At 71.3% G+C, this 25,946-nt stretch carries 20 protein-coding genes; 18 read left to right on the top strand and 2 right to left on the bottom strand.

Features of this window, described 5'->3' with window-relative positions:
* Positions 1-4: 4 nt before the first annotated feature.
* The 18 genes from QNJ67_16280 (at position 5) to QNJ67_16195 (ending at position 22,981) form a co-directional block, all read left to right on the top strand.
* Positions 5-337 carry a hypothetical protein gene (locus QNJ67_16280; protein MDJ0610533.1) on the top strand — a complete coding sequence of 111 codons (333 nt, stop codon included), beginning with the start codon at positions 5-7 and terminating at the stop codon, positions 335-337.
* Positions 337-2,091 (top strand): penicillin-binding protein 2, encoded by a 1,755-nt coding sequence (locus tag QNJ67_16275; protein MDJ0610532.1) that lies wholly within the window; start codon positions 337-339, stop codon positions 2,089-2,091. Before QNJ67_16280 ends, QNJ67_16275 begins: the two co-directional genes overlap by 1 nt.
* A 25-nt stretch (positions 2,092-2,116) precedes the next feature.
* Entirely contained in the window at positions 2,117-3,559 is a 1,443-nt protein-coding gene (locus tag QNJ67_16270; GenBank protein MDJ0610531.1) for a UDP-N-acetylmuramoyl-L-alanyl-D-glutamate--2,6-diaminopimelate ligase, read from the top strand.
* Entirely contained in the window at positions 3,556-4,983 is a 1,428-nt protein-coding gene (locus QNJ67_16265; protein MDJ0610530.1) for a UDP-N-acetylmuramoylalanyl-D-glutamyl-2,6-diaminopimelate--D-alanyl-D-alanine ligase, read from the top strand. The genes QNJ67_16270 and QNJ67_16265 overlap by 4 nt, the downstream gene beginning before the upstream one ends.
* A gap of 9 nt (positions 4,984-4,992) precedes the next feature.
* A complete protein-coding gene (mraY, locus tag QNJ67_16260) occupies positions 4,993-6,081 on the top strand; it encodes a phospho-N-acetylmuramoyl-pentapeptide-transferase (GenBank protein MDJ0610529.1) in 1,089 nt (362 codons plus the stop codon).
* A 14-nt stretch (positions 6,082-6,095) separates the two neighbouring features.
* Positions 6,096-7,511 (top strand): UDP-N-acetylmuramoyl-L-alanine--D-glutamate ligase, encoded by a 1,416-nt coding sequence (gene murD / locus QNJ67_16255; protein ID MDJ0610528.1) that lies wholly within the window; start codon positions 6,096-6,098, stop codon positions 7,509-7,511.
* Positions 7,508-8,632, top strand: coding sequence for a putative peptidoglycan glycosyltransferase FtsW (locus QNJ67_16250; protein MDJ0610527.1), 1,125 nt, complete (start codon positions 7,508-7,510; stop codon positions 8,630-8,632). Before murD ends, QNJ67_16250 begins: the two co-directional genes overlap by 4 nt.
* Positions 8,629-9,774, top strand: a complete 1,146-nt coding sequence (murG, locus tag QNJ67_16245) for an undecaprenyldiphospho-muramoylpentapeptide beta-N-acetylglucosaminyltransferase (GenBank protein MDJ0610526.1) — start codon at positions 8,629-8,631, stop codon at positions 9,772-9,774. Before QNJ67_16250 ends, murG begins: the two co-directional genes overlap by 4 nt.
* Entirely contained in the window at positions 9,774-11,219 is a 1,446-nt protein-coding gene (murC, locus tag QNJ67_16240; protein ID MDJ0610525.1) for a UDP-N-acetylmuramate--L-alanine ligase, read from the top strand. Before murG ends, murC begins: the two co-directional genes overlap by 1 nt.
* Entirely contained in the window at positions 11,216-12,169 is a 954-nt protein-coding gene (murB, locus tag QNJ67_16235) for a UDP-N-acetylmuramate dehydrogenase (protein ID MDJ0610524.1), read from the top strand. The genes murC and murB overlap by 4 nt, the downstream gene beginning before the upstream one ends.
* Complete coding sequence (locus QNJ67_16230; GenBank protein MDJ0610523.1) at positions 12,166-13,089, top strand: D-alanine--D-alanine ligase; 924 nt, start codon at positions 12,166-12,168, stop codon at positions 13,087-13,089. Before murB ends, QNJ67_16230 begins: the two co-directional genes overlap by 4 nt.
* On the top strand, positions 13,077-13,928 hold the full coding sequence (locus QNJ67_16225; protein MDJ0610522.1) for an FtsQ-type POTRA domain-containing protein: 852 nt from the start codon (positions 13,077-13,079) through the stop codon (positions 13,926-13,928). Before QNJ67_16230 ends, QNJ67_16225 begins: the two co-directional genes overlap by 13 nt.
* A gap of 43 nt (positions 13,929-13,971) precedes the next feature.
* Positions 13,972-15,258 carry a cell division protein FtsA gene (ftsA, locus tag QNJ67_16220; protein ID MDJ0610521.1) on the top strand — a complete coding sequence of 429 codons (1,287 nt, stop codon included), beginning with the start codon at positions 13,972-13,974 and terminating at the stop codon, positions 15,256-15,258.
* Positions 15,259-15,364: 106 nt separating this feature from the next.
* Complete coding sequence (gene ftsZ / locus QNJ67_16215; GenBank protein ID MDJ0610520.1) at positions 15,365-17,074, top strand: cell division protein FtsZ; 1,710 nt, start codon at positions 15,365-15,367, stop codon at positions 17,072-17,074.
* A gap of 316 nt (positions 17,075-17,390) precedes the next feature.
* The gene (locus QNJ67_16210; GenBank protein MDJ0610519.1) at positions 17,391-18,245 is read left to right on the top strand and encodes an outer membrane protein assembly factor BamD; all 855 of its coding nucleotides are present in this window, start codon (positions 17,391-17,393) and stop codon (positions 18,243-18,245) included.
* Positions 18,246-18,251: 6 nt separating this feature from the next.
* Positions 18,252-19,919, top strand: coding sequence for a DNA repair protein RecN (gene recN / locus QNJ67_16205; GenBank protein MDJ0610518.1), 1,668 nt, complete (start codon positions 18,252-18,254; stop codon positions 19,917-19,919).
* A gap of 3 nt (positions 19,920-19,922) precedes the next feature.
* Positions 19,923-22,019, top strand: coding sequence for an NAD-dependent DNA ligase LigA (gene ligA, locus QNJ67_16200; protein MDJ0610517.1), 2,097 nt, complete (start codon positions 19,923-19,925; stop codon positions 22,017-22,019).
* Positions 22,016-22,981 (top strand): pyridoxal-phosphate dependent enzyme, encoded by a 966-nt coding sequence (locus tag QNJ67_16195; GenBank protein MDJ0610516.1) that lies wholly within the window; start codon positions 22,016-22,018, stop codon positions 22,979-22,981. The genes ligA and QNJ67_16195 overlap by 4 nt, the downstream gene beginning before the upstream one ends.
* Positions 22,982-23,144: 163 nt before the next feature.
* On the opposite strand, the gene QNJ67_16190 is transcribed toward QNJ67_16195, so the two are convergent.
* The gene (locus tag QNJ67_16190; GenBank protein ID MDJ0610515.1) at positions 23,145-23,381 is read right to left on the bottom strand and encodes a hypothetical protein; all 237 of its coding nucleotides are present in this window, start codon (positions 23,379-23,381) and stop codon (positions 23,145-23,147) included.
* A gap of 380 nt (positions 23,382-23,761) precedes the next feature.
* Complete coding sequence (locus tag QNJ67_16185) at positions 23,762-25,825, bottom strand: aminopeptidase P family protein (protein ID MDJ0610514.1); 2,064 nt, start codon at positions 25,823-25,825, stop codon at positions 23,762-23,764.
* Between the last annotated feature and the right edge of the window lie 121 nt (positions 25,826-25,946).

Raw genomic sequence — 25,946 nt, 5'->3', positions numbered from 1 at the left:
AGGCATGGCTCTCATGATCTGGGTCCTGGCGGCGGCGCTCGCCGCCTTCGGTCTGTTCCACGTCAAGCACGAGATTAGCGCCATCGAGGAGGAGCTGGCCGACGTGCGCCGCTCGATCATGGCCCGCCGCGAGGCGATCCACATCCTCGAGGCCGAGTGGAGCTATCTCAACCAGCCGTCGCGCATCGCCGAACTGGCGCGGCGCCACCTCAACCTCGCGCCGATGACGCCCGAGCAGGTGCTCGGCATGGCGCAGCTGCCCTACCGGCGCCACCGCACCGCGAGCGCCGGGCAGCTCGACGCGGCAGGCCTCAGCGCAGAGGTCGGGAGGGAGTGATGATGAGCTTCGACGCCCAGGACTGCCGGCCCTGCCGGCCCACGGCCCTCGATCCGGGACGCGACGGCGAGGCCCTGGTCCAGATTGATGGGACCCTGAAACAGAGCCTGGACACCGGGCGGGCCCGGCTCGCCGTTTCGGGGCTGATCTTCATGCTGGCTTTCACGGCGATCGGCCTGCGCCTCTTCGGCCTCGTCCTGTTTCAGGACATCGAGGAGCCGAAGGTCGCCCACACGCCGGCCCACGGCGTCCTGGAGACGCTGCGCGCCGATATCGTCGATCGCAACGGCGTCGTTCTGGCGACGACCCTGCCCACAGTATCGCTCTACGCCAACCCGCGGCAGATCATCGACAGCGCCGCGGCGGCCCGCGGCCTCGCCGCGGTCCTGCCCGACATCTCGGAGCCGGACCTCGCCCGCCGCCTGGCGAGCGACCGGGCCTTCGTCTGGATCAAGCGCAAGCTCACGCCGCGCCAGCAGCAGCTGGTCAACGGGCTGGGCCTGCCCGGCGTCTACTTTCAGCCCGAGGCCCAGCGGGTCTATCCCCACGGCGCGCTGACCGCCCACTTGGTCGGCCTGACGGACATCGACAGTCAGGGCCTCTCCGGTCTCGAGCAGGTCTTCGACCGGCAGCTGCGGCACAACGCCGATCCTCTGCGCTCGAGCCTCGACATCCGCCTCCAGCACGTGCTCGCCGAGGAGCTGGCGAACACCATGCGGGACTTCGAGGCCGCGGGCGCCGCCGGACTGATCCTGGACGTCGACACCGGCGAGATCCTCGCCATGGCGTCGCTGCCGAGCTTCGACCCCGCCGACCCGGGACGGGCGGCGGAGGAGGCCCGCTTCAACCGGGCCTCGCTCGGGCTCTACGAGATGGGGTCCGTGTTCAAGATCTTCACCACCGCCATGGCGCTGGACCAGGAGGTCGTGGCGCTCGACGACGGCTTCGACGTGAGCCAGCCCATCCGCGCGGCCAGCTACACGATCACCGACTTCAAGCCCAAGAACCGGTGGCTCTCCGTGCCGGAAATCTTCATTTATTCCAGCAACATCGGCACGGTGCACATGGCCACGGCGAGCGGCACGGCGGCCCAGCAGGCCTTCCTCGACGGCCTCGGCCTCACCCGCGAGCTCTCGCTCGAACTGCCCGAGCGCGGCACCCCCCTGCTGCCGGCGCCCTGGACCGACCTCAGCACGGTGACGATCTCCTATGGCCACGGCCTCGCGGTCACGCCGGTGCACGTCGCCAAGGCGGTCGCGGCCGTGGTCAACGGTGGCAATCTCCGGCCGGCGACCCTGCTCAAGCACGAGGGCGCCCGTCCAGCGCCGGCGCGCCAGGTAATGAGCGCGCAGACCTCGCAGCGAATGCGCTGGCTGATGCGCCTGGCGGTGCAGGCGGGCACCGGCCGCAAGGCCGACGCCGCCGGCTACCTCGTCGGCGGCAAGACCGGCACGGCCGACAAGCCCGGACGCTCTGGCTATGACAGCGGTTCGCGCATCGCCTCCTTCGCCGGGGCCTTTCCCATGGATCGGCCGCGCTTCGTCGTGCTGGCCGTGGTCGACGAGCCCAAGGGCCGGGAGAGCACATTCGGTTACGCCACCGGCGGCTGGGTCGCGGCGCCCGCGGTCGGCCGCATCATCGAGAGAATTGGCCCCATGGCCGGAATTTTGCCCAGATCGCCCGATAAACAGCAGGGCGCGGAACGGCATCTGGTTCCGGCCAGCTACAGGGGAACTGCTCTTGCAATTGAGTGAACTGCTAGACGGACTGAGGATCGACATGACGCCCGCGGCGGCCTTGCGGAGCTTGGATATCAAGGGGCTTTCGGCCGACAGCCGGAAGATCGCCCCCGGGTATCTCTTTGCCGCCCTGCCCGGGTCCCAAACCGACGGGCGCCGCTTCATCGACGACGCGGTCAAGCGCGGCGCGGTCGCGGTGCTGACCGCGCCGGGCGCCGAGCGGGCCGAGGCCCCGGTGCCGCTGCTGACCGACCCGAACCCGCGCCGCCAGCTCGCCTACCTGGCGGCCCGTTTCTACGCCACGCAGCCGCGCACCATCGCCGCCGTTACCGGCACCAACGGCAAGACCTCGGTCGCCGAATTCACCCGCCAGATCTGGCGCGGCCTGGGCCACAGCGCCGCCAGCCTCGGCACCCTGGGCCTCAACCCGCCACGCGCCGACACGCCGGCTTCGCTCACCACCCCGGACCCGGTCGAGCTGCACCGCTGCCTCGCGGCGCTGGCCGGCGAGGGCGTCGATCATCTGGCCATGGAGGCGTCCAGCCACGGGCTCGACCAGTTCCGCCTTGACGGCCTGCGGGTCTCGGCGGCCGCTTTCACCAACCTGTCCCGGGACCACCTCGACTATCACGGCAGCGAGGCCGCCTACTTCGCGGCCAAGGAACGGCTCTTCGCCGAGCTCCTGCCGGAGGGCGCGACCGCCGTCCTCAACGCCGACGTCGAGCAGTTCGGACCCCTGGAGAAGCTGTGCCGCGGGCGCGGCATCTCCGTTATCGGATACGGCGCCGCCGGACGCGAACTGCGTCTTGAACGGCGCGCGGCGGCGGCCGAAGGGCAAAGCCTCACCCTCAACGCCCTCGGCCGCCGCGAAGACGTCCGCCTGCCCCTGGCCGGCGCGTTCCAGGCCGCCAACGCCCTGGCAGCGCTCGGCCTCGTGCTGGCGACCGCGCCCTCGCCCGAAGCCGTGCTCGACGACGCGCTCGCCGCGCTCGGCACGCTGACCGGGGTCGCCGGCCGGCTGGAGCTGGTCGGCCGCAGCGGAACAGGCGGGCTCGTGTTCGTCGACTACGCACACACGCCCGACGCCCTGGCCAGCGTACTCACGGCCCTGCGCGGCCACACCGAGCGCCGGCTCGTGACCGTGTTCGGCTGCGGCGGCGACCGCGACAGCGGCAAGCGCCCCCTCATGGGCGAGATCGCCGCCCGCCTGGCCGACCGGGTCTACGTCACCGACGACAATCCGCGCGGCGAGCCGCCGGCGGCGATCCGGCGGGCCATCATGACCGCCGCACCGGGCGCAACGGAAATCGGCGACCGGGCCGAGGCGATCGCGGCGGCGATCGCCTCGCTGGCATCTGGCGACCTGTTGGTGATCGCCGGCAAGGGCCACGAGACCGGCCAGATCGTCGGCGACAAGGTCCTGCCGTTCGACGATCGGCAGGTCGCCCGCGCCGCCCTGGCCGCCGCCGGAGGTGCGTCATGACCCCCGCGGCGCTCTGGGCCTCGGCGGAGGCGGTCGAGGCGACCGGCGGCCAGGTCAGCGGTGACTGGACCGCCTCCGGCATCTCGATCGACAGCCGCAGCGTCGCGCCCGGCGACCTCTTCGTTGCCCTGGAAGGACCCAACTTCGACGGCCACGACTTCATCGCAAAGGCCCTGGCGGGCGGCGCCGTCGCGGCCATGGCGCACCGCCGCCCCGACGGCCTGGACCCGGCCGCCCCGCTGCTGCTGGTCGACGACACCCTGGCCGCGCTGAATCGGCTCGGCGCGGCGGCCCGCGTTCGCAGCCAGGCGCGCTTCGCCGGCGTGACCGGCAGCGTGGGGAAGACCGGCACCAAGGAGGCGATACGCCACTGCCTCGCGGCCCAGGCGCCGACCAGCGCCAGCGCCGCCAGCCTGAACAACCATTGGGGCGTGCCGCTCTCGCTGGCGCGCATGGACCGGCAGGCGCGCTACGGCGTGTTCGAGATGGGCATGAACCACGCCGGCGAGATCCGCGCCCTGACCCGCCTGGTGCGGCCTCACGTGGCCCTGATCACCACGGTCGAGGCGGCGCACAGCGCCCACTTCGACTCGATCGAGGGCATCGCCGAAGCCAAGGCCGAGATCTTCGAGGGCGTCGAGCCCGGCGGCACCGCAATCCTCAAGCGCGAGCACCCGCTGTTCCAGCTGCTCGCGGCCCGCGCCCGCGAGGCCGGCATCGAGCGGATCGTCACCTTCGGCCGCCATCCGGACGCCGACGCCCACGTCCTCGAAGCCACGCTCGACGGCGGCCACAGCCGGATCAGAGCCTCGGTCCACGGCGCCGAGCTGGCCTACCGGGTCGGCCTGCCGGGCGACCACTGGGTCGAGAACTCGCTCGCGGTGCTCGCCACGGTGGCGGCGCTCGGCGCCGACCTCGCCGCGGCCGCCGGCGAACTGGCCGGCCTGCAGCCCCTGAAGGGACGCGGCGCCCAGCGCAGCCTGGCGCTGCCGGGCGGCGGCTTCACCCTGATCGACGACAGCTACAACGCCAACCCGACGTCGATGAGGGCGGCCTTTCAGGTGCTCCGGCTCGCGGCGCCCGGCGCCGGCGGCCGGCGCCTCGCGGTGCTCGGCGACATGCTGGAGCTGGGATCGGCGTCGCGGAACATGCACGCCGACCTGAGCGAGCCCCTGCTCGAGGCCGGCATCGACCTGGTGTTCACCTGCGGCGCCGACATGGCGGCGCTGGACGAAGCCCTGCCCGCCGAGCGGCGGGGCGGGCACGCGGCCGATTCCGCCAAGCTCGCGCCCCTGGTCGCCGCCGCGCTCAGGCCGGGCGACGTGGTGCTGGTCAAGGGCTCGCTCGGCAGCCGCATGGCGAACGTGATCGAGGCGCTGTCCCAGCTGGGCGAAGCGCCGGCGCGCGCCGCCAACGGACAATAGGGGGCGCGCATGCTGTTCAACTTCCTCGTCCCCCTGGCCGAAGAGCACATTGCGTTCAACGTCTTCCGCTACATCACCTTTCGCAGCGGCGGCGCGATCATCACGGCGCTGTTCATCAGCTTCGTGCTGGGTCCCTCGGTGATCAACTGGCTGAAGTCGCGCCAGGGCGAAGGGCAGCCGATCCGGGACGACGGGCCGGAGAGCCACCTCTTGACCAAACAGGGCACGCCGACCATGGGCGGCGTGCTGATCCTGCTGGCGATCGCCATCTCGACCTTGCTCTGGGCCGACCTGACCAACGGCTTCGTCTGGGCGATCCTCTTCATCACCGTCGGCTTCGGCCTGATCGGCTTCGGCGACGACTACCTGAAGCTGACCAAGCGCAACTCGCGGGGCCTGCCCAGCCGCTTAAAGTTCCTGGCCCAGCTCGCCGTCGGCACAACGGCGGCGGTCTGGATCTGGTACCTGAGTAGCGAGACCCTCCAGACCCACCTGGCGATCCCCCTGCTCAAGGACATCCTGCTCGATCTCGGCTGGTTCTATCTCGCCTTCGCCGTCTTCGTCATGGTCGGCGCCTCCAACGCGGTCAACCTGACCGACGGCCTCGACGGCCTGGCCATCGTGCCGGTCATGATCGCAGCCGGCTGCTTCGGCCTGATCGCCTACCTGGTCGGCCGCACCGACTTCTCGACCTATCTGCAGCTGCACTACGTCGCCGGCACCGGCGAGCTGACGGTATTCTGCGGCGCCCTGGTCGGCGCCAGCCTCGGCTTTCTCTGGTTCAACGCCCCGCCGGCCATGGTCTTCATGGGCGACACGGGCTCGCTCTCCTGCGGCGGCGCGCTGGGCGGCATCGCGGTGATCACCAAGCACGAGATCGTGCTGGCGATCGTCGGCGGGCTCTTCGTGCTCGAGACCGTCTCGGTCATCGTGCAGGTCGCCTCGTTCAAGCTGACCGGCAAGCGGATCTTCAAGATGGCGCCGCTGCACCACCACTTCGAGAAGAAGGGCTGGGCCGAGCCGACCATCGTGATCCGCTTCTGGATCATCGCCTCGATCCTGGCCCTGGCCGGCCTCTCGACCTTGAAACTGCGCTGAGGGATGGAGCCGGCGTGATCGACCTCTTCTACTTCAGCGGACTTCCCGTCGCGGTCCTGGGGCTCGGCACCTCGGGGCTGTCGGCGGCGCGCGCGCTGGCCGCGAGCAAGGCCGACGTCCGGGCCTGGGACGACGACCCGGCGCGCCGCGCGGCCGCCGAGCGCGAAGGCATCCCGGTGGTCGATCTGGCGGCCTGCGACTGGCGGGAGATGACCACCCTGGTGATCTCGCCGGGCATTCCCCATCTGCACCCGGCGCCGCACCCGGTGGCGGCGCTCGCCCGCGAGCACAACTGCGAGATCGTCAGCGACATCGAGCTGCTGGCCCGCGCGCAGCGCAACGCCAGCTACGTCGGCATCACCGGCACCAACGGCAAGTCGACCACGACGGCCCTGATCGGCCACATCCTCGAGACCGCGGGCCGCGACGTCGCGGTCGGCGGCAACCTGGGCACGCCCGCGCTCGCCCTGGAGGCTCTCGAATCTGGCGGCATCTACGTCCTCGAGATGTCGAGCTATCAGCTCGAGATCACCGTCTCGATCACCTTCGACGTCGCCGTGCTGCTCAACATCAGCGCCGACCATCTGGAGCGTCACGGCGGCTTCGAGGGCTACGTCGCCGCCAAGCGCCTGATCTTCCACCGCCAGACCCGGCCGCGCAGCGCCATCGTCGGGATCGACGACGAGACCAGCCGGGGCATCTGGGAAGACCTCAGCACCGCCGACGAGCAGATCGTCGTCCCGATCTCCGGCAGCCGGGCGGCGCCCGGCGGGGTCTACGTAGACGAGGGCGTCCTGGTCGACGATACCGAGGGCCAAGGCGTGCGCGCCCTGGACCTGCGGCCGATACCCAGCCTTCCGGGGGCGCACAACTGGCAGAACGCGGCCGCGGCCTATGCCGCGTGCAAGGCGCTCGGCATCCAGCCGCCCGTGATCACCGCCTGCATGCAGAGCTTCCCGGGGCTCGCCCACCGCCAGGAGCTGGTCGCCGTGATCGACGGCGTCAGCTACGTCAACGACTCCAAGGCAACCAACGCCGACGCGGCCGCCAAGGCCCTCGCCTGCTACGGCCGGATCTTCTGGATCGCCGGCGGCCAGCCCAAGGAGGGCGGCCTGGCGGCGCTCGCGCCGACCTACGGCAACATCGCTCACGCCTTTCTGATCGGCGAAGCCGCCGAGAGCTTCGCCGAGGCCCTGGACGGCCAGGTCGCGCACAGCCTCTGCGGCGACCTGGAGACCGCCGTGCGCGCCGCCCAGGCCGCCGCCAACCAGGCGGGCAAGACCGGCGCGGTCGTTCTGCTCTCGCCCGCCGCCGCCTCCTTCGACCAGTACCGGAACTTCGAGGCGCGCGGCGAGCACTTCCGCGCCCTGGTCGAGGCGCTTCCTGGACACCACGCCGATCTCGGTCCCGGCGGGGCGGTGCTGCCATGACCACCTTCGACCGCACCGATACCAGTATCCTGGCCCGCTGGTGGTGGACCGTCGACCGCTGGACCTTCGTCGCCCTGCTCGGGCTCATGGGCTTCGGCGCTGTGCTGGTTCTGGCGTCCTCGCCCGCGGCGGGCGCGCGCATCGGCCTGCCCAGCTTCAGTCTGGCCCAACGGCAGCTCGTCCTGCTGCCGCTCGCGGCGGTCGTCATGATCGCGGTCTCGATGCTGAACGCGCGGGCCGTGCGCCGCCTCGCCGCGCTCGGCCTGGTGGCCGCCATGGCGCTCTGCCTGCTCACGCTCCTGGCCGGGACCGAGATCAAGGGCGCGACCCGCTGGCTCTCCTTCGCCGGGTTCTCGCTCCAGCCCTCGGAGATCCTGAAGCCCTGTTTCGCCGTCGTCGCCGCCTGGATGTTCGCTGCCTGGAGGCAGAACCCTTCCCTGCCCGGAGCCGCGATCGCCGGCGCCCTCTGGCTCGCCTGCGCCGGCCTGCTGCTGCTCCAGCCCGACGTCGGCCAGACCTTCGTGGTCACCGCGGTCTGGGGCTTCCAGTTCTTCCTGGCGGGCCTGCCGCTGATCTGGGTCGGCGGCCTCGTCGCGCTCGGCGTCACGGCGCTCTTCGTCGCCTATCTCGCCCTGCCCCACGTCGCCCAGCGGATCGACAGCTTCCTCGATCCGGGCGCGGGCGACCGCTACCAGGTCGACCGCTCGATCGAGGCCTTCATGAACGGCGGCCTGCTCGGCCGCGGCCCGGGCGAGGGCACGGTCAAGGAGCATCTCCCGGATTCGCACTCCGATTTCATCTTCGCCGTGGCCGGCGAGGAGCTGGGCCTGATCGCCTGCCTCCTTATTGTCGCGCTCTTCGGCTTCGTCGTGCTGCGCGGCTTCAGCCGGGCGTTCCAGGACTCCTCGCTCTTCGTGCTCCTGGCGGCGAGCGGCCTGCTGGCCCAGTTCGGGCTCCAGGCGCTGATCAACATGGCCTCGGCGCTGCACCTGATGCCGACCAAGGGCATGACCCTGCCGTTCATCAGCTACGGCGGATCCTCCCTGATGGGTCTCGCCCTCGGCATGGGCATGGCGCTCGCGCTGACCCGGCGGCGGGTCTGGACGGAGGACGCGCCATGAGCGGCCGGTCGGTCAACCGGGTCGTGCTGGCGGCCGGCGGCACCGGCGGGCATATGTTCCCCGCCCAGGCCCTGGCGCGCGCGCTCCTGGCGCGTGGCCACGCGGTTACCCTGATCACCGACCGGCGCGGCGCCGGGTTCGGTGACGACCTGGCCGAGGTCGCAGTGCAGCGGATCGCCGCCGGGCAAATGGCCGGGCGCGGCCTGGCCGGCAAGCTGAAGGGCGCGGCCAGCCTGCTGGTTGGCTACGTCCAGGCGCGCGGCCTGCTGCGCCAGCTCGGCGCCGAGGCGGTGGTCGGCTTCGGCGGCTATCCGTCGGTTCCGACCGTCTTCGCAGGCGCCCATCTCGGCCTGCGTGTGGTGCTGCACGAGCAGAACGCCGTGCTCGGCCGCGCCAACCGCCTGCTCGCGCCGCGTGCCGACGCCATTGCCACCTGCTTCGGCCAGGTCGAGCGGGTCGGCTCCGGCGACCGGGCGAAGCTGCACATGACCGGCAATCCGGTGCGCGACGGCTTCCGCGCGGCCCCCTATCCCGCGGCCGGCGCCGAGGGCCCCCTGCGCCTGCTGGTCACCGGCGGCAGCCAGGGCGCCCGCGCCTTCAACGACCTGGTGCCCGGCGCCGTGGCCCGCCTGCCGCAGTCCCTGCGCGACCGCCTGGAGATCAGCCAGCAGGTCCGCGGCGAGGCGGAGCTCGCCGCCGTGACCCGGGCCTACGCCGACTGCGGCGTCAGGGCCGATCTGCGCACCTTCTTCGACGACGTGCCGCAACGCCTGGCCGCCGCCCATCTCGCGGTGACCCGGGCCGGGGCCTCGACCATTGCCGAGCTCGCCGCCGTCGGCCGGCCGGCGCTCCTGATCCCCTATCCCTACGCCGCCGACGACCATCAGACCGCCAACGCCCGCGCCCTGGCCGAGGCCGGCGGCGCCTGGCTGGCGCCGGAATCGAGCCTGACCGCCGAGGGGCTCGCAGAACAGCTGGAGTCGCGCCTGACCGCGCCCGAGACCCTGGCCAAAGCGGCGGCCGCCGCCGAGGCCTTCGCCCGTCCCGACGCGGCGGGCCGGCTGGCCGACCTGGTGACCGGCGCGGCGCGCGACAACGGCGGCAACCGGACCGGCGATCTCGATACCGAGGAGGCGGCTTGATGCGAGGCTTGCCGGTCAATCTCGGGACCATCCACTTCGTCGGCATCGGCGGCATCGGCATGTCCGGCATCGCCGAGATCCTGCACAACCTCGGCTACAAGGTGCAGGGCAGCGACATGTCGGAGAACGCCAACGTCAAGCGCCTGCGCAACCTGGGCATCAAGGTCATGGTCGGGCACAAGCCCGAGCAGGTCGAGGACGCCCAGGTCGTCGTGGTGTCGTCCGCGGTCAAGGAGGACAATCCCGAGGTCATGGCGGCGCGCGAGCGCTTCGCCCCGGTCGTGCGGCGGGCCGAGATGCTGGGCGAGCTGATGCGCCTGAAATGGTCGATCGCCGTCGGCGGCACCCACGGCAAGACCACGACGACCTCCATGGTGGCCGCCATGCTCGACGCCGCCGATCTCGACCCGACGGTCATCAACGGCGGCATCATCAACGCCTACGGAACCAACGCGCGGCTCGGCGAGGGCGACTGGATGGTGGTCGAGGCCGACGAGAGCGACGGCACCTTCGTCAAGCTGCCCGCGACCATCGCCGTGGTCACCAACGTCGACCCGGAGCACCTCGACTTCTACGGCTCGGTCGAGGACCTGCACAAGGCCTTCGAGACCTTCATCGGCAACATCCCGTTCTACGGCTTCGCCGTGCTCTGCATCGACCATCCCGTGGTGCAGTCCCTGGTCGGCCGGATCGAGGACCGCCGGATCATCACCTACGGCTTCAATCCCCAGGCCGAGGTGCGCGCCGAGAACATCGAGACCACCCCGGGCGGCTCCCGCTTCGACGTGTCCCTGACCTACCGCAAGAAGGGCGAGTCGCGCAGTCTCAAGGGCCTCACCCTGCCCATGGTCGGCCACCACAACGTCCAGAACGCCCTAGCCGCCGTAGCGATCGCCGGCGCGCTCGATCTCGAGGACCACATGGTCCGCAAGGGCCTGGCCAATTTCGGCGGGGTCAAGCGGCGCTTCACCATGACCGGCGAGGCCGGCGGGATCAGCGTGATCGACGACTATGGCCACCACCCGGTCGAGATCTCCGCGGTCCTGAAGGCGGCCCGTCTCGCCGCCGCGGGCAAGGTCATCGCCGTGGTCCAGCCGCACCGCTACACCCGCCTGGAGAGCCTCTTCGAAGATTTCTGCAGCTGCTTCAACGACGCCGACCTGGTGATCGTCGCCGAGGTCTTCGCCGCCGGCGAGGAGCCGATCGAGGGCGTCGGCCGCGACGCTCTGGTCGAGGGTCTGCGCGCCCGCGGCCACCGCCACGTGCTGCCCCTGCCCGGCGAGGACGCGCTGGCCGACCTCATCATCGAGAACGGCGAGGCCGGCGACCTGGTTGTCTGCCTGGGCGCCGGCAACATCACCGCCTGGGCGAACGCGCTGCCCAACGCCCTGGCCGACCGCCTGGCGGGCCGCAAGAAGGCGCGCGGCGGGGAGAAGAAGACATGATGGCGGCCGCGCCCACCCAGGCCGAAGGCCTCGCCGCCCGCCTGCCCGCCCTGCGCGGCCGGATCAGCGAGGGGGCCGACCTCTCCCGGGTCACCTGGTTCCGTGTCGGCGGCCCGGCCGAGGTGCTGTTCAAGCCGGCCGACCGGGACGACCTCCTGGCTTTCCTCAAGGGGCTGCCGGGCGGCGTGCCGGTGACCCTGCTCGGCGTCGGATCCAACCTCCTGGTGCGCGACGGCGGCGTCCCCGGCGTCGTGGTTCGCCTGGGCCGGGCCTTCGCCGAGATCGCCGCCGAGGGCACCGAGGTCGTCTGTGGCGCCGCGGCGCTCGACTACAACGTGGCGAAGGTGGCCCAGTCCGCCGGCATCGCCGGCCTCGAGTTCCTCTGCGGCGTGCCGGGCACGATCGGCGGCGCCCTGCGCATGAACGCCGGGGCCTACCAGCGGGAAATCAAGGACGTGCTGGTGTGGGCCGAGGCGGCCACGCCGGACGGCGAGCTGCACCGCCTGACCCCGGACGAGATGGGTCTGAGCTACCGGCGCTGCGCCCTGCCCGAGGACTGGATCTTCCTGGGCGCGCGGTTGCGCGGCGAGCCCGGCGAGCGGACCGCGATCGCCGCCCGCATGGCCGAGATCCAGCACGCCCGGGAAGAGACCCAGCCGATCCGCAACCGGACCGGCGGGTCGACCTTCAAGAACCCGCCGGGCGCGAAGGCCTGGGAGCTGATCGACCAGGCCGGCTGCCGCGGCCTCCGGCACGGCAAGGCCATGGTCTCGGACAAGCACTGCAACTTCCTGATCAATACCGGCGGCGCCACCGCGGCCGAGCTCGAGGAGCTGGGCGAGATGGTCCGGCAGCGCGTGCAGGCGCAAAGCGGCGTCGGGCTGGAATGGGAAATCCGCCGGATCGGGGTTCCCGCGACCAACGGCAGACCCGACGAGGCGGCGCCATGAGCAAGCATGTCGCCGTTCTGATGGGCGGATCCTCGGCCGAGCGCGCGGTCTCCCTGATTTCAGGGCGGGACTGCGCCGCGGCGCTGCGCGAAGCCGGCTACACGGTCAGCGAGATCGATGTCGGCCACGACCTGGCCGCCCTGGTCGCCGCCCTGACGCCGGCGCCCGACGTCGCCTTCAACGCGCTGCACGGCCGCTGGGGCGAGGACGGCTGCATCCAGGGCGCGCTCAACCTGATGCGCATCCCCTACACCCATTCCGGCCTGCTCGCCTCCGCGCTAGCCATGGACAAGCCGATGGCCAAGCGTCTCTTCGCCGAGGCCGGGCTGCCCTGCGCCGAGGGCGTCGTGGTCGGCCGGGACGCCGTGCTCGCCGGTGACGTCATGGCGCGGCCCTACGTCGTCAAGCCCACCAACGAGGGCTCCAGCGTCGGCGTCACAATCGTGCTCGAGGGCGACAACGAGCCGCCGCTGTCCGAGGAGAACTGGGGCTTCGGCGAGACCGTCCTGGTCGAGCGCTACGTCCCGGGCCGGGAGCTCACCGTCTCGGTGATGGGCGACCAAGCCCTGGCGGTCACCGAGATCCGCCCCGGCGAAGGCTTCTACGACTACGAGGCCAAGTATTCCGAGCAGAAGGCGGCCAAGCACGTGGTGCCCGCCGAGATCCCGGAGCCGATCGCCGAAGAGGCCATGGCAATCGCCCTGGCGGCGCACGAGAGCCTGGGGTGCCGCGGGGTCAGCCGGGCGGACTTCCGCTACGACGACACGACCGGCACACCCGGACGCCTTTATCTGTTGGAGATCAACACCCAGCCGGGGATGACGCCCATGAGCCTGGTGCCCGAGCAGGCGGCCCACCGCGGCATCTCTTTCCCCGAACTCTGCGCCTGGATGGTGGAACACGCGGCATGCGACGAGTGAAGAGCGCCAAGAGCAGGAAGTCCAAGAGCAAGCGGACCGCCGCGGAGCGGTTCGGGCCGCGGGCGCGCCGCCTGGCCGCCGGCGGGATGGCGGGCCTGGCCGTGTTCGGTGTCCTCGCGTGGGCCGGCCAGAGTGGCTGGTTCGGCCGGCAGGCCGAGCGGATCGCGGCGGGCGCCTACGGACTGAGCGCGCGCGCCGGCTTCTCGGTCCAGGAGGTCCTGGTCGAAGGCCGCGTACGCACGGAAGCGGACCAGGTTCTGGGCGCGCTGGACGTCAGCCGGGGCGCGCCGATCCTGGCGCTCGACGCCGAGGACGCCCGGCGGCGCCTGGAAGCGCTGCCCTGGGTCGCGCGGGCCTCGATCGAACGCCGCCTGCCCGATGAGATCTATGTCCGCCTCTCCGAGCGGACCCCGCTGGCGCTCTGGCAGATCGACGGCGAGGTCTCGGTGATCGACCGCGACGGCGAAGTGATCCGCGGCATCGAGCCGGACCGCTTCGCCCGGCTGCCGCTGGTCGTCGGCAAGGACGCTCCGCGCGATACCGCCGCGCTGCTCGCCATGCTGGGCGGCGCGCCCAAGCTCAGCGAGCTGGTGACGGCGGCGGTGCGGGTCGGCAGCCGGCGCTGGAACCTGCGGCTGAAGGGCGGGATCGAGGTGCGCCTGCCGGAGAAGAACCCCGAGGAGGCCTGGGCCCGCCTCGCCGACCTGCAGAGCCGGCACGACCTGCTGGCGCGCGACGTGGTGACCATCGACATGCGCCTGCCGGGCCGGCTGCTGGTTCGCTCCGGCGACGCCAAGCCGCTCGAGAAGCGGCCGTCGAAAGGGGGTCAGCGAACATGACCCCGACCACACGGACGACACCCGGAAAGGAAGCCTCGAGACCATGAGACGCGGGCTTGGCAGAATGCGCAAAGGGCTGATCGCCGCCCTCGACGTCGGCAGCAGCAAGATCTGCTGCTTCATCGCCGAGTCGGACGGCACGGGCGCGCCGCGCGTGATCGGCATCGGCCAGCAGGCCAGCCGCGGCCTGCGCAACGGCAACATGGTCGACATGGAGGCCTGCCAGGGCGCGATCCTCTCCGCCGTGCACGCCGCCGAGCAGATGGCCGGAGAGACCATCAGCCAGGTCGTGGTCAGCCTGACCGGCGGCCACCCGGCTTCCACCGCGATCGGCGTCGAGGTCTCGATCGCCGGCCACGAGGTGGGCGACGCGGACCTCAGCCGCGCCCTGCGCCACGGCCAGCGGATCACCGGCCAGAACGGCGAGAGCAACGGGGACGCCGATCTCAGCCGCCTGCTGATCCACTCGATCCCGGTCGGCTACTCGATCGACGACAGCCGTGGCATCCGGGATCCCCGGGGCATGTACGGCCAGACGCTCGGCGTGAAGCTGCACCTGATCACGGCGCGCTCCGGCGCCGTGCGCAACCTGGCGACCTGCATCCAGCGCTGCCACCTCGACATCGCCGGCTTCATTGTGTCGCCCTACGCCTCCGGCCTCGCCTGCCTGGTCGAGGACGAGACCGAGCTCGGCGTTACCGTGATCGACATGGGCGGCGGCACTACCACCATGGCGGTCTTCTTCGAGGGCAACGTGATCTTCACCGACCAGATCCCGGTCGGCGGCATCCATGTGACCAACGACATCGCCCGCGGCCTGTCGACTCCGGTCAGCCACGCCGAGCGGCTCAAGACGCTCTACGGCCACGCCATGGCGGTCGCCGCCGACGAGCGCGAGATGATCGACGTGCCGCAGATCGGCGAGGACGCCCACGAATGCGAGACCCAGCAGGTGGCCCGCTCGATCCTGGTCGGCATCATCCAGCCGCGGCTCGAGGAGACCTTCGAGCTGGTCCGCTCTCACCTGGAGGCGGCGGGATTCGACAAGGTCGCGGGCCGGCGCGTGGTCCTGACCGGCGGCGCCTGCCAGCTGCCCGGGCTGCGCGATCTGGCCGCGCTGATCCTCGACAAGCAGGTCCGCATCGGCCGGCCGAGCCGCACCGCGGGCCTGGCCGAGGCGACCAGCGGGCCGGCCTACTCGACCTGCGCCGGCCTGCTCGCCTGCGCGACGGCCAGCGATTTCATAACGCCCCGCGAAGCAACGCGGGAGGAGGCCCGACCGGGCGGGATGATCGGTCGCCTGGGCCAGTGGGTCAGGGAGAATTTTTGATGAGCGACGCTGTGACGAGCGACTTGCGGACGCCCCGACCGGATCGGGGTACTGAGCCGGCGGGGCCGGCAACGACGGCCGAGATGCCGGCTAGTGGAGGATTGCGATGACCTTGAACCTGAACCTGCCCAAGACCAAGGAGCAGCTTTCGCCCCGTATCACCGTGATCGGCGTGGGCGGCGCCGGCGGAAATGCGGTCAACAACATGATTCAGTCGAACCTCGAGGGGGTCGACTTCGTGGTCGCCAACACCGACGCCCAGGCGCTGGCGCAGACGCTCTGTGACCGGACGATCCAGCTCGGCCGCAACATCACCCAGGGGCTCGGCGCCGGCTCGCGGCCGGACATCGGCCGGGCCGCCGCCGAGGAAGCGCTGGACGACATCCTCGGCCAGCTCGAGGGGTCCAACATGGTCTTCGTGACCGCCGGCATGGGCGGTGGCACGGGCACCGGCGCGGCCCCGGTGATCGCCCGGGCGGCGCGCGAGGCAGGCCTGCTCACGGTCGGCGTGATCACCAAGCCGTTCCACTTCGAGGGCGTGCACCGCCTGCGCCTGGCCGAGAGCGGCATCAACGAGCTGCAGGAGTTCGTCGATACCCTGATCGTCATCCCCAACCAGAACCTGTTCCGGGTGGCGAACGAGAAGACCACCTTCGCCGACGCCTTCAAGATCGCCGACGACGTGCTCGACGCCGGCGTCCGCGGCGTCACCGACCTGATGGTCATGCCGGGCCTGATCAACCTCGATTTCGCCGACATCCGGGCGGTCATGACCGAGATGGGCAAGGCCATGATGGGCACCGGCGAGGCCGAGGGCGAGAACCGGGCGACCGACGCCGCCGAGGCCGCGATCTCAAACCCGCTGCTCGACGACGTTTCGATGAAGGGCGCCCGCGGCGTGCTGATCAACATCACCGGCGGCGCCGACCTGACCCTTTTCGAGGTCGACGAGGCGGCCAACCGGATCCGCGACGAGGTCGACCCCGACGCCAACATCATCTTCGGCTCGACCTTCGTGCCCAACCTCGACGGCCGCATGCGCGTGTCCGTCGTGGCCACCGGCATCGACACCGGCGAAGCCGTGGCGCCCCGCCCCGCCTTCAGCGTGGTATCCGGCGAGGCGGACGCCGTCGCGGACGACGACGAGCTGGACGATCTCGGGGCCTCCGATCCTAGCGCCCACGCGCTCAGGACCCGGGCGACCCTGTCCGGCGGGCGGCGTCGCGACTTCGCCACCGCCGAGAGCGACGGCAACCTGGCGGTCGACGAGGACTCGCTCGGCGAGATCGAGCCCCTCACCGCGTTCGACCGCGGCCATCCGGAGGAAGAGGAAGACGAGCTGGCGACCAGGCCCCGCCGGGCGCCGGGGCTGTTCCGCTCGGCACTTCGGGTCGGCGGCGCCGCGAAGGCCGAAGAGCCGAAGCGCGCCGAGCGGGATCGAGACTGGGACAACGACCAGTTCATGACCCCGCCCGCTCTCGATCGCCAGGGCGCCACGGGCTTCGCCGGGGAGCCGGCCCCGGAGCGCGACGAGGGTGACCGCGAGCCGAGGCTGAGTCCGAGGGCCGGGCAGGCTCCGGCGCGGGACGAGCCGAGGCGCCGCAAGGTTCGGCTGTTCGACCGCGTCGCCGGCGCCGCGCGGGCCAAGCAGGAGCTCGACGTCGCCGAAGACAGCGCGCCCGTCCCCGAAATCCGGGCAGCCAGCCTGAACGAGCCGCGCGTGTCCAGTCTGGAGGCGGCCAAGCCGGTCGCGTCGGGTCATGCCGAGGAAGAGCTGCTGGATATTCCGGCCTTCCTGCGCCGGCAGGCCAACTGACCGGCCGGTCCGGCACGGCAAGAGGAGGACGTCGAAGGCTCGGCGGGCGGCGTGACCGCTTCGCCCCAGGGGCGGCGGCGCGCGACCCCCTTGCGCCGTCCGGAGGATTCGGTAGAAAAAGACTGGCCGGCCCGGATGGTGTCGATCGGCACCGCGAATCCGGCGCCGGCCAGGTGACTCGGAACGGAGCGACGGTTTGAACGAAGCCCGGCGCGGTTTCCTTCGAACCGGATCCGCTTCCGCCGCATTTGTTGAGCGGTAAGGGTCTTGGCCCTATAATGAAGGCAGCTGCGTTCGAGGAGCCCGGCTGGAGCCCATGACGTCTTGGTTAGCGAAAGGTAAACGTGCGGCCCGCGCGTTGCGGCGGTTCCTGTCGCGCGCGATCCTGCCGCCGCTCTTGGTCGCGACGCTGGCCGCCTGCGGCAGCGACGAAGCGCCCCAGTACGTCGAGCAGCCGGTCGAGCAGCTCTACAACCGGGCCATGGACCGGCTCGAGAGCGCCAACTACAAGGAAGCCGCGCGGCTGTTCGACGAGGTCGACCGCCAGCACCCCTACTCGGTCTGGGCGTCCAAGGCCCAGCTCATGTCGGCCTACGCCTATTATCAGGACAACGCCTACGACGACGCGGTCAACACCCTGGATCGCTTCATCCAGCTGCACCCGGGCAACCGGGACATCGCCTACGCCTACTATCTCAAGGCCATCAGCTACTACGAGCAGATCTCGCAGGTCGACCGCGACCAGAAGATGACCCGGCTGGCGCTCGAGTCGCTGGAGGAAGTGGCCCGCCGCTTTCCCGAGAGCCGCTACGCCCGCGACGCGCGGCTGAAGATCGATCTGGCGCGCGACCACATGGCCGGCAAGGAGACCTCGATCGGGCGGTTCTATCAGTCCCGAGGGCACTACCTCGCCGCCATCAACCGCTTCCGGAACGTGGTCGAGCGGTACGAGACCACGACGCACGTCGCCGAGGCGCTGCATCGCCTGGTCGAATGCCACCTCGCGCTGGGCCTGACGCAGGAGGCCTATAAGACGGCCGCCGTGCTCGGCCACAACTATCCCGGCAGCGAGTGGTACGCCGACAGCTACGCCCTGCTCCAGGACCTGGGGGTCCAGCTCGAAGACGAGCCGAACTCGACCGTTGCCCGCGCGCGTCAGCCGCAACAGTGAGGTCTAATGCTGGTCAGCTTGGCGATCCGGGACGTTGTCCTGATTGACCATCTCGACTTGATCTTCGAAGACGGGCTTTGCGCCCTGACCGGCGAGACCGGGGCCGGCAAGTCGATCCTCCTCGATTCCCTCGGGCTGGCCCTGGGCGGCCGCGCCGACACGCGCCTGGTGCGGCACGGTGCGCGGCAGGCCAGCGTGACCGCGGTCTTCGACCTCGACCGGGACCATCCGGCTGCCGGCCTGCTGGCGGACCACGGGCTCCACGGCGACGACGACAGCGTCCTGCTGCGCCGGGTGCTCGGCGCGGACGGCCGCAGCCGGGCCTTCATCAACGACCAGGCGGTCAGCGTCGGGCTGCTGCGGTCCTTCGGCGACAGCCTGGTCGAGATCCAGGGCCAATTCGAGCAGCGCGGCCTGCTCAACTCGGCGACCCACCGCCAGCTTGTCGACTCCTACGCCGGCGCCGGCGGCCTGGCGCGCGAGGTGGCGGCGGCCTGGCGCGCCTGGCGCGAGGCGGTCACAGCGCGCGCCCAGGCGGAGTCCGAGCTCGACCGGGCTCGCAGCGACGAGGCCTTTCTGCGCCATGCCCTGGAGGAGATCGACCTGCTCGCGCCGGAGCCGGGCGAGGCCGCCGCGCTCGCCGAGCAGCGCCACGTCCTGCAGCACGGCGAGAAGGTGATCGAGGCGGTCAACGGCGCGCTCGCCGAGCTGGCCGGCGACGAGGGCGCGCAGAGCGGCCTCGGCGCGGCCCAGTCGGCGCTGGAGCGGGTGGCCGACAAGGCCGGCAAAAGCCTCGATCCCGTTCTGGACGTGCTCGCGCGCGCCGCCGCCGAGACCGAGGAGGCGGTCGCCCGGATCCAGTCGCTTCTGGCTGACTTCGATCTCGATCCGAGGCGCCTCGAGGAGGTCGAGGAGCGCTACTTCGCGCTCAAGGACATGGCCCGCAAGCACGACGTCGAGGTCGACCAGCTGCTGGCGCTGCGAACCCGCCTCGCCGAGCGCCTGGCCGGCATCGACAACAGCGCCGAGCGCCTCGAGGCCTTGACCGCGGCCGTCGAAGCCGCCCGCGCGACCTATCTGGCGCGCGCCGAGACGCTGGGCGAGAAGCGGCGCGAGGCCGCCGAATCTCTGCAAACGGCGGTCAACGGCGAGCTGCCGCCGCTCAAGCTGGAGAAGGCGGTCTTCCTTGCCAGGGTCGAGCGCCTGGACGAGACGGACTGGGGCGCGCAGGGCCTGGACCGGGTCACCTTCGAGGCCTCGACCAACCCGGGCAACCCGCCGGCGGCGCTCAACCGCGTCGCGTCGGGCGGCGAGCTGTCGCGCTTCCTGCTCGCCCTCAAGGTCGTGCTGGCGCGGGTCGACCAGGGCAAGACCCTGGTGTTCGACGAGGTCGACAGCGGCATCGGCGGCGCCACCGCGGACGCCGTCGGCGAGCGCCTGCAGCGCCTGGCCGAGGACCGCCAGATCCTGGTCGTCACCCATAGCCCCCAGGTCGCCGCCAGGGCGCGCCATCACTGGTGCGTGCGCAAGGTGCCGGACGCCGGCCAGGTCGCGACGAGGGTCGGCCGGATCTCCGACGAGGCGCGCCGCGAGGAGATCGCGCGCATGCTGTCCGGCGCCGAGATCACCGAGGAGGCCCGCGCCGCGGCCGACCGGCTCATGGGGGCGGCCTAGAAGGTGGCCGCCGACGTTGCGACCAAGGCGCCCGAGGCCCTCTCGGCCGAGGAGGCGGCGACAGAGCTGGCGCGGCTTGCCGGCGACATCGCGCATCACGACCGCCTCTACCATCAGAAAGACCAGCCGGAGATCTCCGACGCCGCCTACGACGCGCTCCGTCAGCGCAACGACGCGATCGAGGCGCGTTTTCCCGAGCTCGTGCGGCCGGACAGCCCCTCGCGGCGGGTCGGCGCGGCGCCGGCCGAGGGCTTCGGCAAGGTCCGGCACCGCCTGCCCATGCTGTCGCTCGGCAACGCCTTCGACCGCGAGGAGGTCGCGGAGTTCTTCTCCCGGATCCGCCGCTTCATGGGTCTCGACCCCGACGAACCCATAGAGATCGTCGCCGAGCCCAAGATCGACGGGCTGTCGATCTCGCTGCGTTACGAAGGCGGCCGCTTCGTGCAGGCCGCGACCCGCGGCGACGGCACCGAGGGCGAGGACGTCACGGCCAACGTCGAAACGCTTGGCGACCTGCCGAAGACGCTCTCGGGCGAGGCGCCCGCGGTGCTCGAGGTGCGCGGCGAGATCTTCCTGCGGCATGACGACTTCGCAGCGCTCAATCGCCAGCAGGAGGCGAGCGGCGGCAAGATCTTCGCCAACCCGCGCAACGCCGCGGCCGGGTCGCTGCGCCAGCTCAACGTCGAGGTCACCGCGTCGCGGCCCCTGAAGCTCTTCGCCTATGCCCTCGGCGAGGTCAGCGACGTGGTGGCGGCGAGCCACTGGGACCTGCTGCAGCGCCTCCGGGCCTGGGGCTTCCCGACCAATCCCGAGGCCACGGTCTGTGCCGACCTCGACGCCGTCATGGCGTTCTACGGCGAGCTGCTCGGCAGGCGGGTCGACCTGCCCTACGACATCGACGGCATCGTCTACAAGGTGAACCGCTTCGACTGGCAGGAGCGCCTCGGCTTCGTCAGCCGGGCGCCGCGCTGGGCGATCGCCCACAAGTTCCCCGCCGAGCAGGCCGAGACCCGGCTGAACGAGATCACCATCCAGGTCGGCCGCACGGGCGCCCTCACCCCGGTCGCCAACCTGGAGCCGATCACGGTCGGCGGCGTCGTGGTCAGCCGCGCGACACTGCACAACGAGGACGAGATCGAGCGCAAGGACATCCGCGAAGGCGACCGGGTGATCATCCAGCGGGCCGGCGACGTGATTCCCCAGGTCGTCTCGGTGGTGCTGGGGAAGCGGCCGAACGCCAGCAAGCCTTACGACTTTCCCAGCGTCTGCCCCTGCCCGCTCCGGACGCCGACCCACCGCGAAGAAGGCGAGGCTGTGCGGCGCTGTACCGGCGAGCTGGCCTGCCCCCATCAGAAGGCCGAGCACCTGAAGCACTTCGTCAGCCGCGACGCCTTCGACATCGAGGGCCTGGGCGGCAAGCACGTCGAGGCCTTCCTGGCCGAAGGCCTGGTTGCCACGCCGGCCGACATCTTCCGCCTCCATGAGAAGGCGGCAGACCTGGCCGAGCGCGAGGGCTGGGGCGAGCAGTCGGTGCAGAACCTTCTGCGCGCCGTCGAGGCGCGGCGGACGATCAGCCTGGAGCGCTTCATCTACGCGCTTGGGATCCGCCAGGTCGGCCAGTCGACGGCCAAGCTGCTGGCCCGCAACTACGGCGGCGTAGAGGCCTTCCGCGCCGCCATGACCGAGGCCGCTGATCCCGAGGCGGCCGCCTATGGCGACCTGATCAACATCGATCAGATCGGCCCCTCCGTTGCCGCCGACCTGATCGCCTTCTTCGACGAGCCGCACAACCTCGCCGCCTTGGAGGACCTGACCGGACAGCTGACCGAGATCACCGCGCCAGAGACCCGCGATACCGGAGACTCGCCGATCGCCGGCAAGACCCTGGTGTTCACCGGGACCTTGAGCGCCATGGGGCGCAGCGAGGCCAAGGCCAAGGCCGAGTCGCTGGGCGCCAAGGTGGCCGGATCGGTCTCGCGCAAGACCGACTTCGTCGTGGTCGGCGCGGACGCCGGCTCCAAGGCGCGCAAGGCCGAGGAGCTGGGCGTGGCCGTGCTGAGCGAGCAAGAATGGCTGGAACTCGCCGGAGCAGGCTCGTGACGGGAGGCGCCACCGTGGGTCTCGCCGATGTCGGTCTCGCCGACATCGAGGCGGCGCGGGAGCGGATCGCCGGCCGGGTCCGGCGCACGCCCCAGATAGCGGCGGCGCCGCTCCTGAACCCGCCGCCCATGGACGCGCTGCTGCTCAAGCTGGAATGCCTCCAGGTCACCGGCTCGTTCAAGGCGCGCGGCGCCACCAATAAGCTGCTGAGCCTGGACCGCGGTCAGGTGTCGCGCGGCATCGTCACCGCGTCCGGCGGCAACCACGGCCTGGCCGTGGCCTATGCCGCCCGCCAGGCCGCGACCCGCGCGGTGATCTTCCTGCCCGAGAACAGCCCGCCGGAGAAGGCCCGGAAGCTGGAGGCCTGGGGCGCGGAGGTCAGGATCGAGGGCGCGGTCTGGGACGATTCCAACCGGGGCGCGCTGGCCCTGGCCGAAGACGAGGGTCTCGCCTACTTCCATCCCTTCGCCGATCCCGCCGTGATCGCCGGCCAGGGCACGGCGGGCCTGGAGATGCTGGACGACGCCCCCGAGCTCGACACGGTCCTGGTCTCGATCGGCGGCGGCGGCCTGATCTCGGGCGTCGCGACCGCGCTCAAGGCCTTGAAGCCGGAGATCGAGGTCATCGGCATCGAGCCCGAGGGCGCGCCGACCCTGACCGAGAGCCTGGCCGCCGGCGAGCCGGTCACGCTGCCCAGTGTGACCACGGCGGCCGGCACCCTGGCGCCCCGGCGCAGCGAGGCGATCAACCTGGCGATCATCAGCCGCAACGTCGACCGCATCGTGCTGGTCAGCGACGCGGAGATGCGCGAGGCGGCCCGCTGGCTCTGGTTCGAGCTGGGCGTGGCGGCCGAGCTCTCCGGCGCCGCCGCGCTGGCCGCCCTCCTCACCGGCCGGGCCGGCGATCTCTCGACGCGCAAGGTGGCCGCGCTGATCTGCGGCGCCGGCACCGACGGGCTTTAGAAGGCTGCCAACGAAGCACTTCGTCGGGACCATCACGCTTCGATGAGCTCAGGGTGAGGGCGAGGTGCTTCAAGCACTCACCCTCATCCTGAGCATGTCGAAGGATGACCGGGATCAAGAACTCCGAAGGTTTTCGGCTGACTCGAAACGGAGAGGCTATTAGCTACCAGCCGACGCGCCGGACGCCTTCGATCGACAGCGCCTCGCCGTCGTCGAACGCGAGGACGCCAAGGGAGTCCTCGGAGAGCACGACGTGCTTGCGGGTGACGTCGACGACCCGTCCCCGGGTGAGCCGGATCGTCCAGCCGATCGATTCACCCAGACGAAGCTCCGTCTCCAGGGGGCCCGCGCCGCCCAGCCGGTCCAACTTCGCCAGTTTCTTGGAACTCGGTCGTCGCATGGTTCCCCGTCCATCGCCGTGCCACCGGCTTCTGGTCCGCCCGGCTGCTGTCGCCGGGTCTCTCGCGTCGTGGTCCGGAAGCTATCGTCAATACACTAATATTTTTCTGCGAATTATACCTAAAAGGTTCGCGTAGTAAATTTACCTTAACCGAAATTAACTGTAGCGGCCGCCGGCGACCCCGGCACCGTCCGGCGGGGTGTGCCTCCTGTCGCGTTCTGCTGTCGGCATCCCCCGCCCGCCTGGAGCAGATCCGGGTTTGACGGAATCGCCAGAGGCGATCCGACAAACCCGGTGAATCTGCTCTAACGAGTTGATATAGAGCGGTTTCCCATGTCTTTGCCGGAACCGCGAAACGTCTCCGTCAAAACATGATCCGCCTAGATCGGCTGGGTCACAACCTTCAGCCAGGCCGCCGTGGCCTCGTCGAGGAGCGGGGTCAGGGTCTCGCGGACCCGGGCGTGGTAGGCGTCGAGCCAGGCCCGCTCCTCCTCGCTGAGGAGCTCCGGCGCGATCAGCGCCCGGTCGATCGGGGCCAGCGTCAGAGTCTCGAAGGCGTAGAGCGGCCGCTCGCCCTCGAAACCGCCCTCGGGTTCGCTCTCGACCACCACGACAAGGTTCTCGATCCGGATGCCGTAGGCGCCGGTCTTGTAGTAGCCGGGCTCGTTGGAGACGATCATGCCCGGCTCCAGCGCGACGCCGTTGGCCACCTTGGAGATCCGCTGCGGCCCCTCGTGAACGCCCAGATAGCTGCCGACGCCGTGGCCCGTGCCGTGGTCGTAGTCGAGCCCGGCGCGCCACAGCGCGGCGCGGGCCAAGGGGTCGAGCTGGCTGCCCGTCGTGCCCTTGGGGAAGCGCACCGTGGCCAGGGCGATGTGGCCCTTGAGCACGCGGCTGAAGCGGTCGCGCATCTCCGCGCTCGGCGCCCCGATCGCCACGGTCCGGGTCACGTCGGTGGTGCCGTCGCGGTACTGGCCGCCGGAATCGACCAGAAAGAGCGAGCCCGCCTCCAGGCGCCGCTCGGTCTCGGCGCTGGCCCGGTAGTGCACGATGGCGCCGTTGGCGCCGGCGCCGGAAATGGTGTCGAAGGACGGGCCGCGGTAGCCCTGGTCCCCCTGCCGAAAGGCCGCGAGCCGGGCCGAGGCCTCGAGCTCGCCGACCGGCTCGCCGGCCTCGGCGCGGGGCCGGGCCTCGCCGTCGAGCCAGGCGAGGAAGCGGGTCAGCGCCGCCCCGTCCCGGCGGTGCGCCGCCCGGGTCCCAGCCAGCTCGCTCTCGTTCTTGCGCGCCTTGGGCAGCTGGCAGGGGTCCGCGCCCTCGGTCACGGCGGCGCCCGCGGACTCCAGGCGCTGGAGGATCCAGGCCGGCGCCGAGCCGGCATCGGCCAGCACCGGCCGGCCCGCCGCCCCGGCGCGGTCCAGTGCCGGCCCAAGCTCGGCCGGCGGCAGGATCTCGACGCCGTTGCCGAGGTGCCGCTCGAGACCCGGGGCGGGCTTGCGCGGGTCGATGAACCACTTGAGCGTGCCGTCCTCGGCCAGGATCGCGAAGGATAGCGGCAGGGGCGTCGAGGCGACGTCGCCGCCGCGCACGTTGAGCAGCCAGGCGATGGAGTCCGGCAGGGTCAGCACGGCCGCCGCAAGGCCCTGCTTTTTCAGGCTTTCCGCCAACTCCTGGCGCTTCTCGGCCGAGCTCCGGCCGGCAAACGCCGCGTCGTGGGCCACGACCGGCGCCACCGGCGGCGGCGGCTGGTCGGTCCAGAGCGCGTCGATCGGGTTGTCGGCCACGGCGACCAGGGCGCCGCCGGCCTTCTCGGCGGCCTTGCCCAGCGTCTCGACCTGCTTCCGCGTATGCAACCAGGGATCGTAGCCGAGCTTTCCATCTTTCGGCAGATTGGCTTCGATCCAGGCGGCCGGCGGCTCTTCGGTGACATGTTGCGGCGCAAAAAGCGCCGTGTCCACCTGGTCCCGCACCTGCAGAGTGTAGCGCCCGTCGACGAAGATCGCCGCCTTGTCGCCCAGCACCAGCGCGATGCCGGCCGAGCCGTTGAAGCCGGTGAGCCAGGTCAGGCGCTGGGCCCGGCCGGGCAGGTTCTCGCCCTGGTGCTCGTCGGCGTGGGGCACGGCGAAGCCGGCCAGCCCGCGACGCTTCAGCTCGGCGCGCAGGGCCGCCAGGCGCGCCCCCGCATCGGGCAGCGCCGTTTCCGGGCGCGACGCGCCCATCTGCGCCTTGAGCGCCACGAGCTGGTTCCGCAGCGGATCGCCCGGATCCGGCGCCACCAGATCGACCCAGGCGTCGGGGTCGCGGTCCTCTGGCGCGGCCAGCACCCCCGCCACCAGGCTCCGGACCGCTTCGGGGTCGTAGCGGCTCCCCGCCTCCGTCAGGAGGCGTCCCAGCGCCTCGTCGCCCTGATAGGGCCCGCGGGCGGCGGTATCGTCGGGTGCGGCCATGGCTGATCTCGCTTCGGGAGGCTTGTGACCGAGAAGCTAGGGGGTCCCCGGCACCCTGGCAAGGGCACCCGCCCGCGCGATGGCCGGCTCCAGGGCCAGGCCCATGATCACCCCCGGGACA

It is taken from the genome of Kiloniellales bacterium, from assembly GCA_030064845.1.
Lineage (GTDB): Bacteria > Pseudomonadota > Alphaproteobacteria > Kiloniellales > JAKSDN01 > JASJEC01.
The sequence above is the reverse complement of the archived record's forward strand: the minus strand, read 5'-3'. Positions and strand labels throughout refer to the sequence as shown.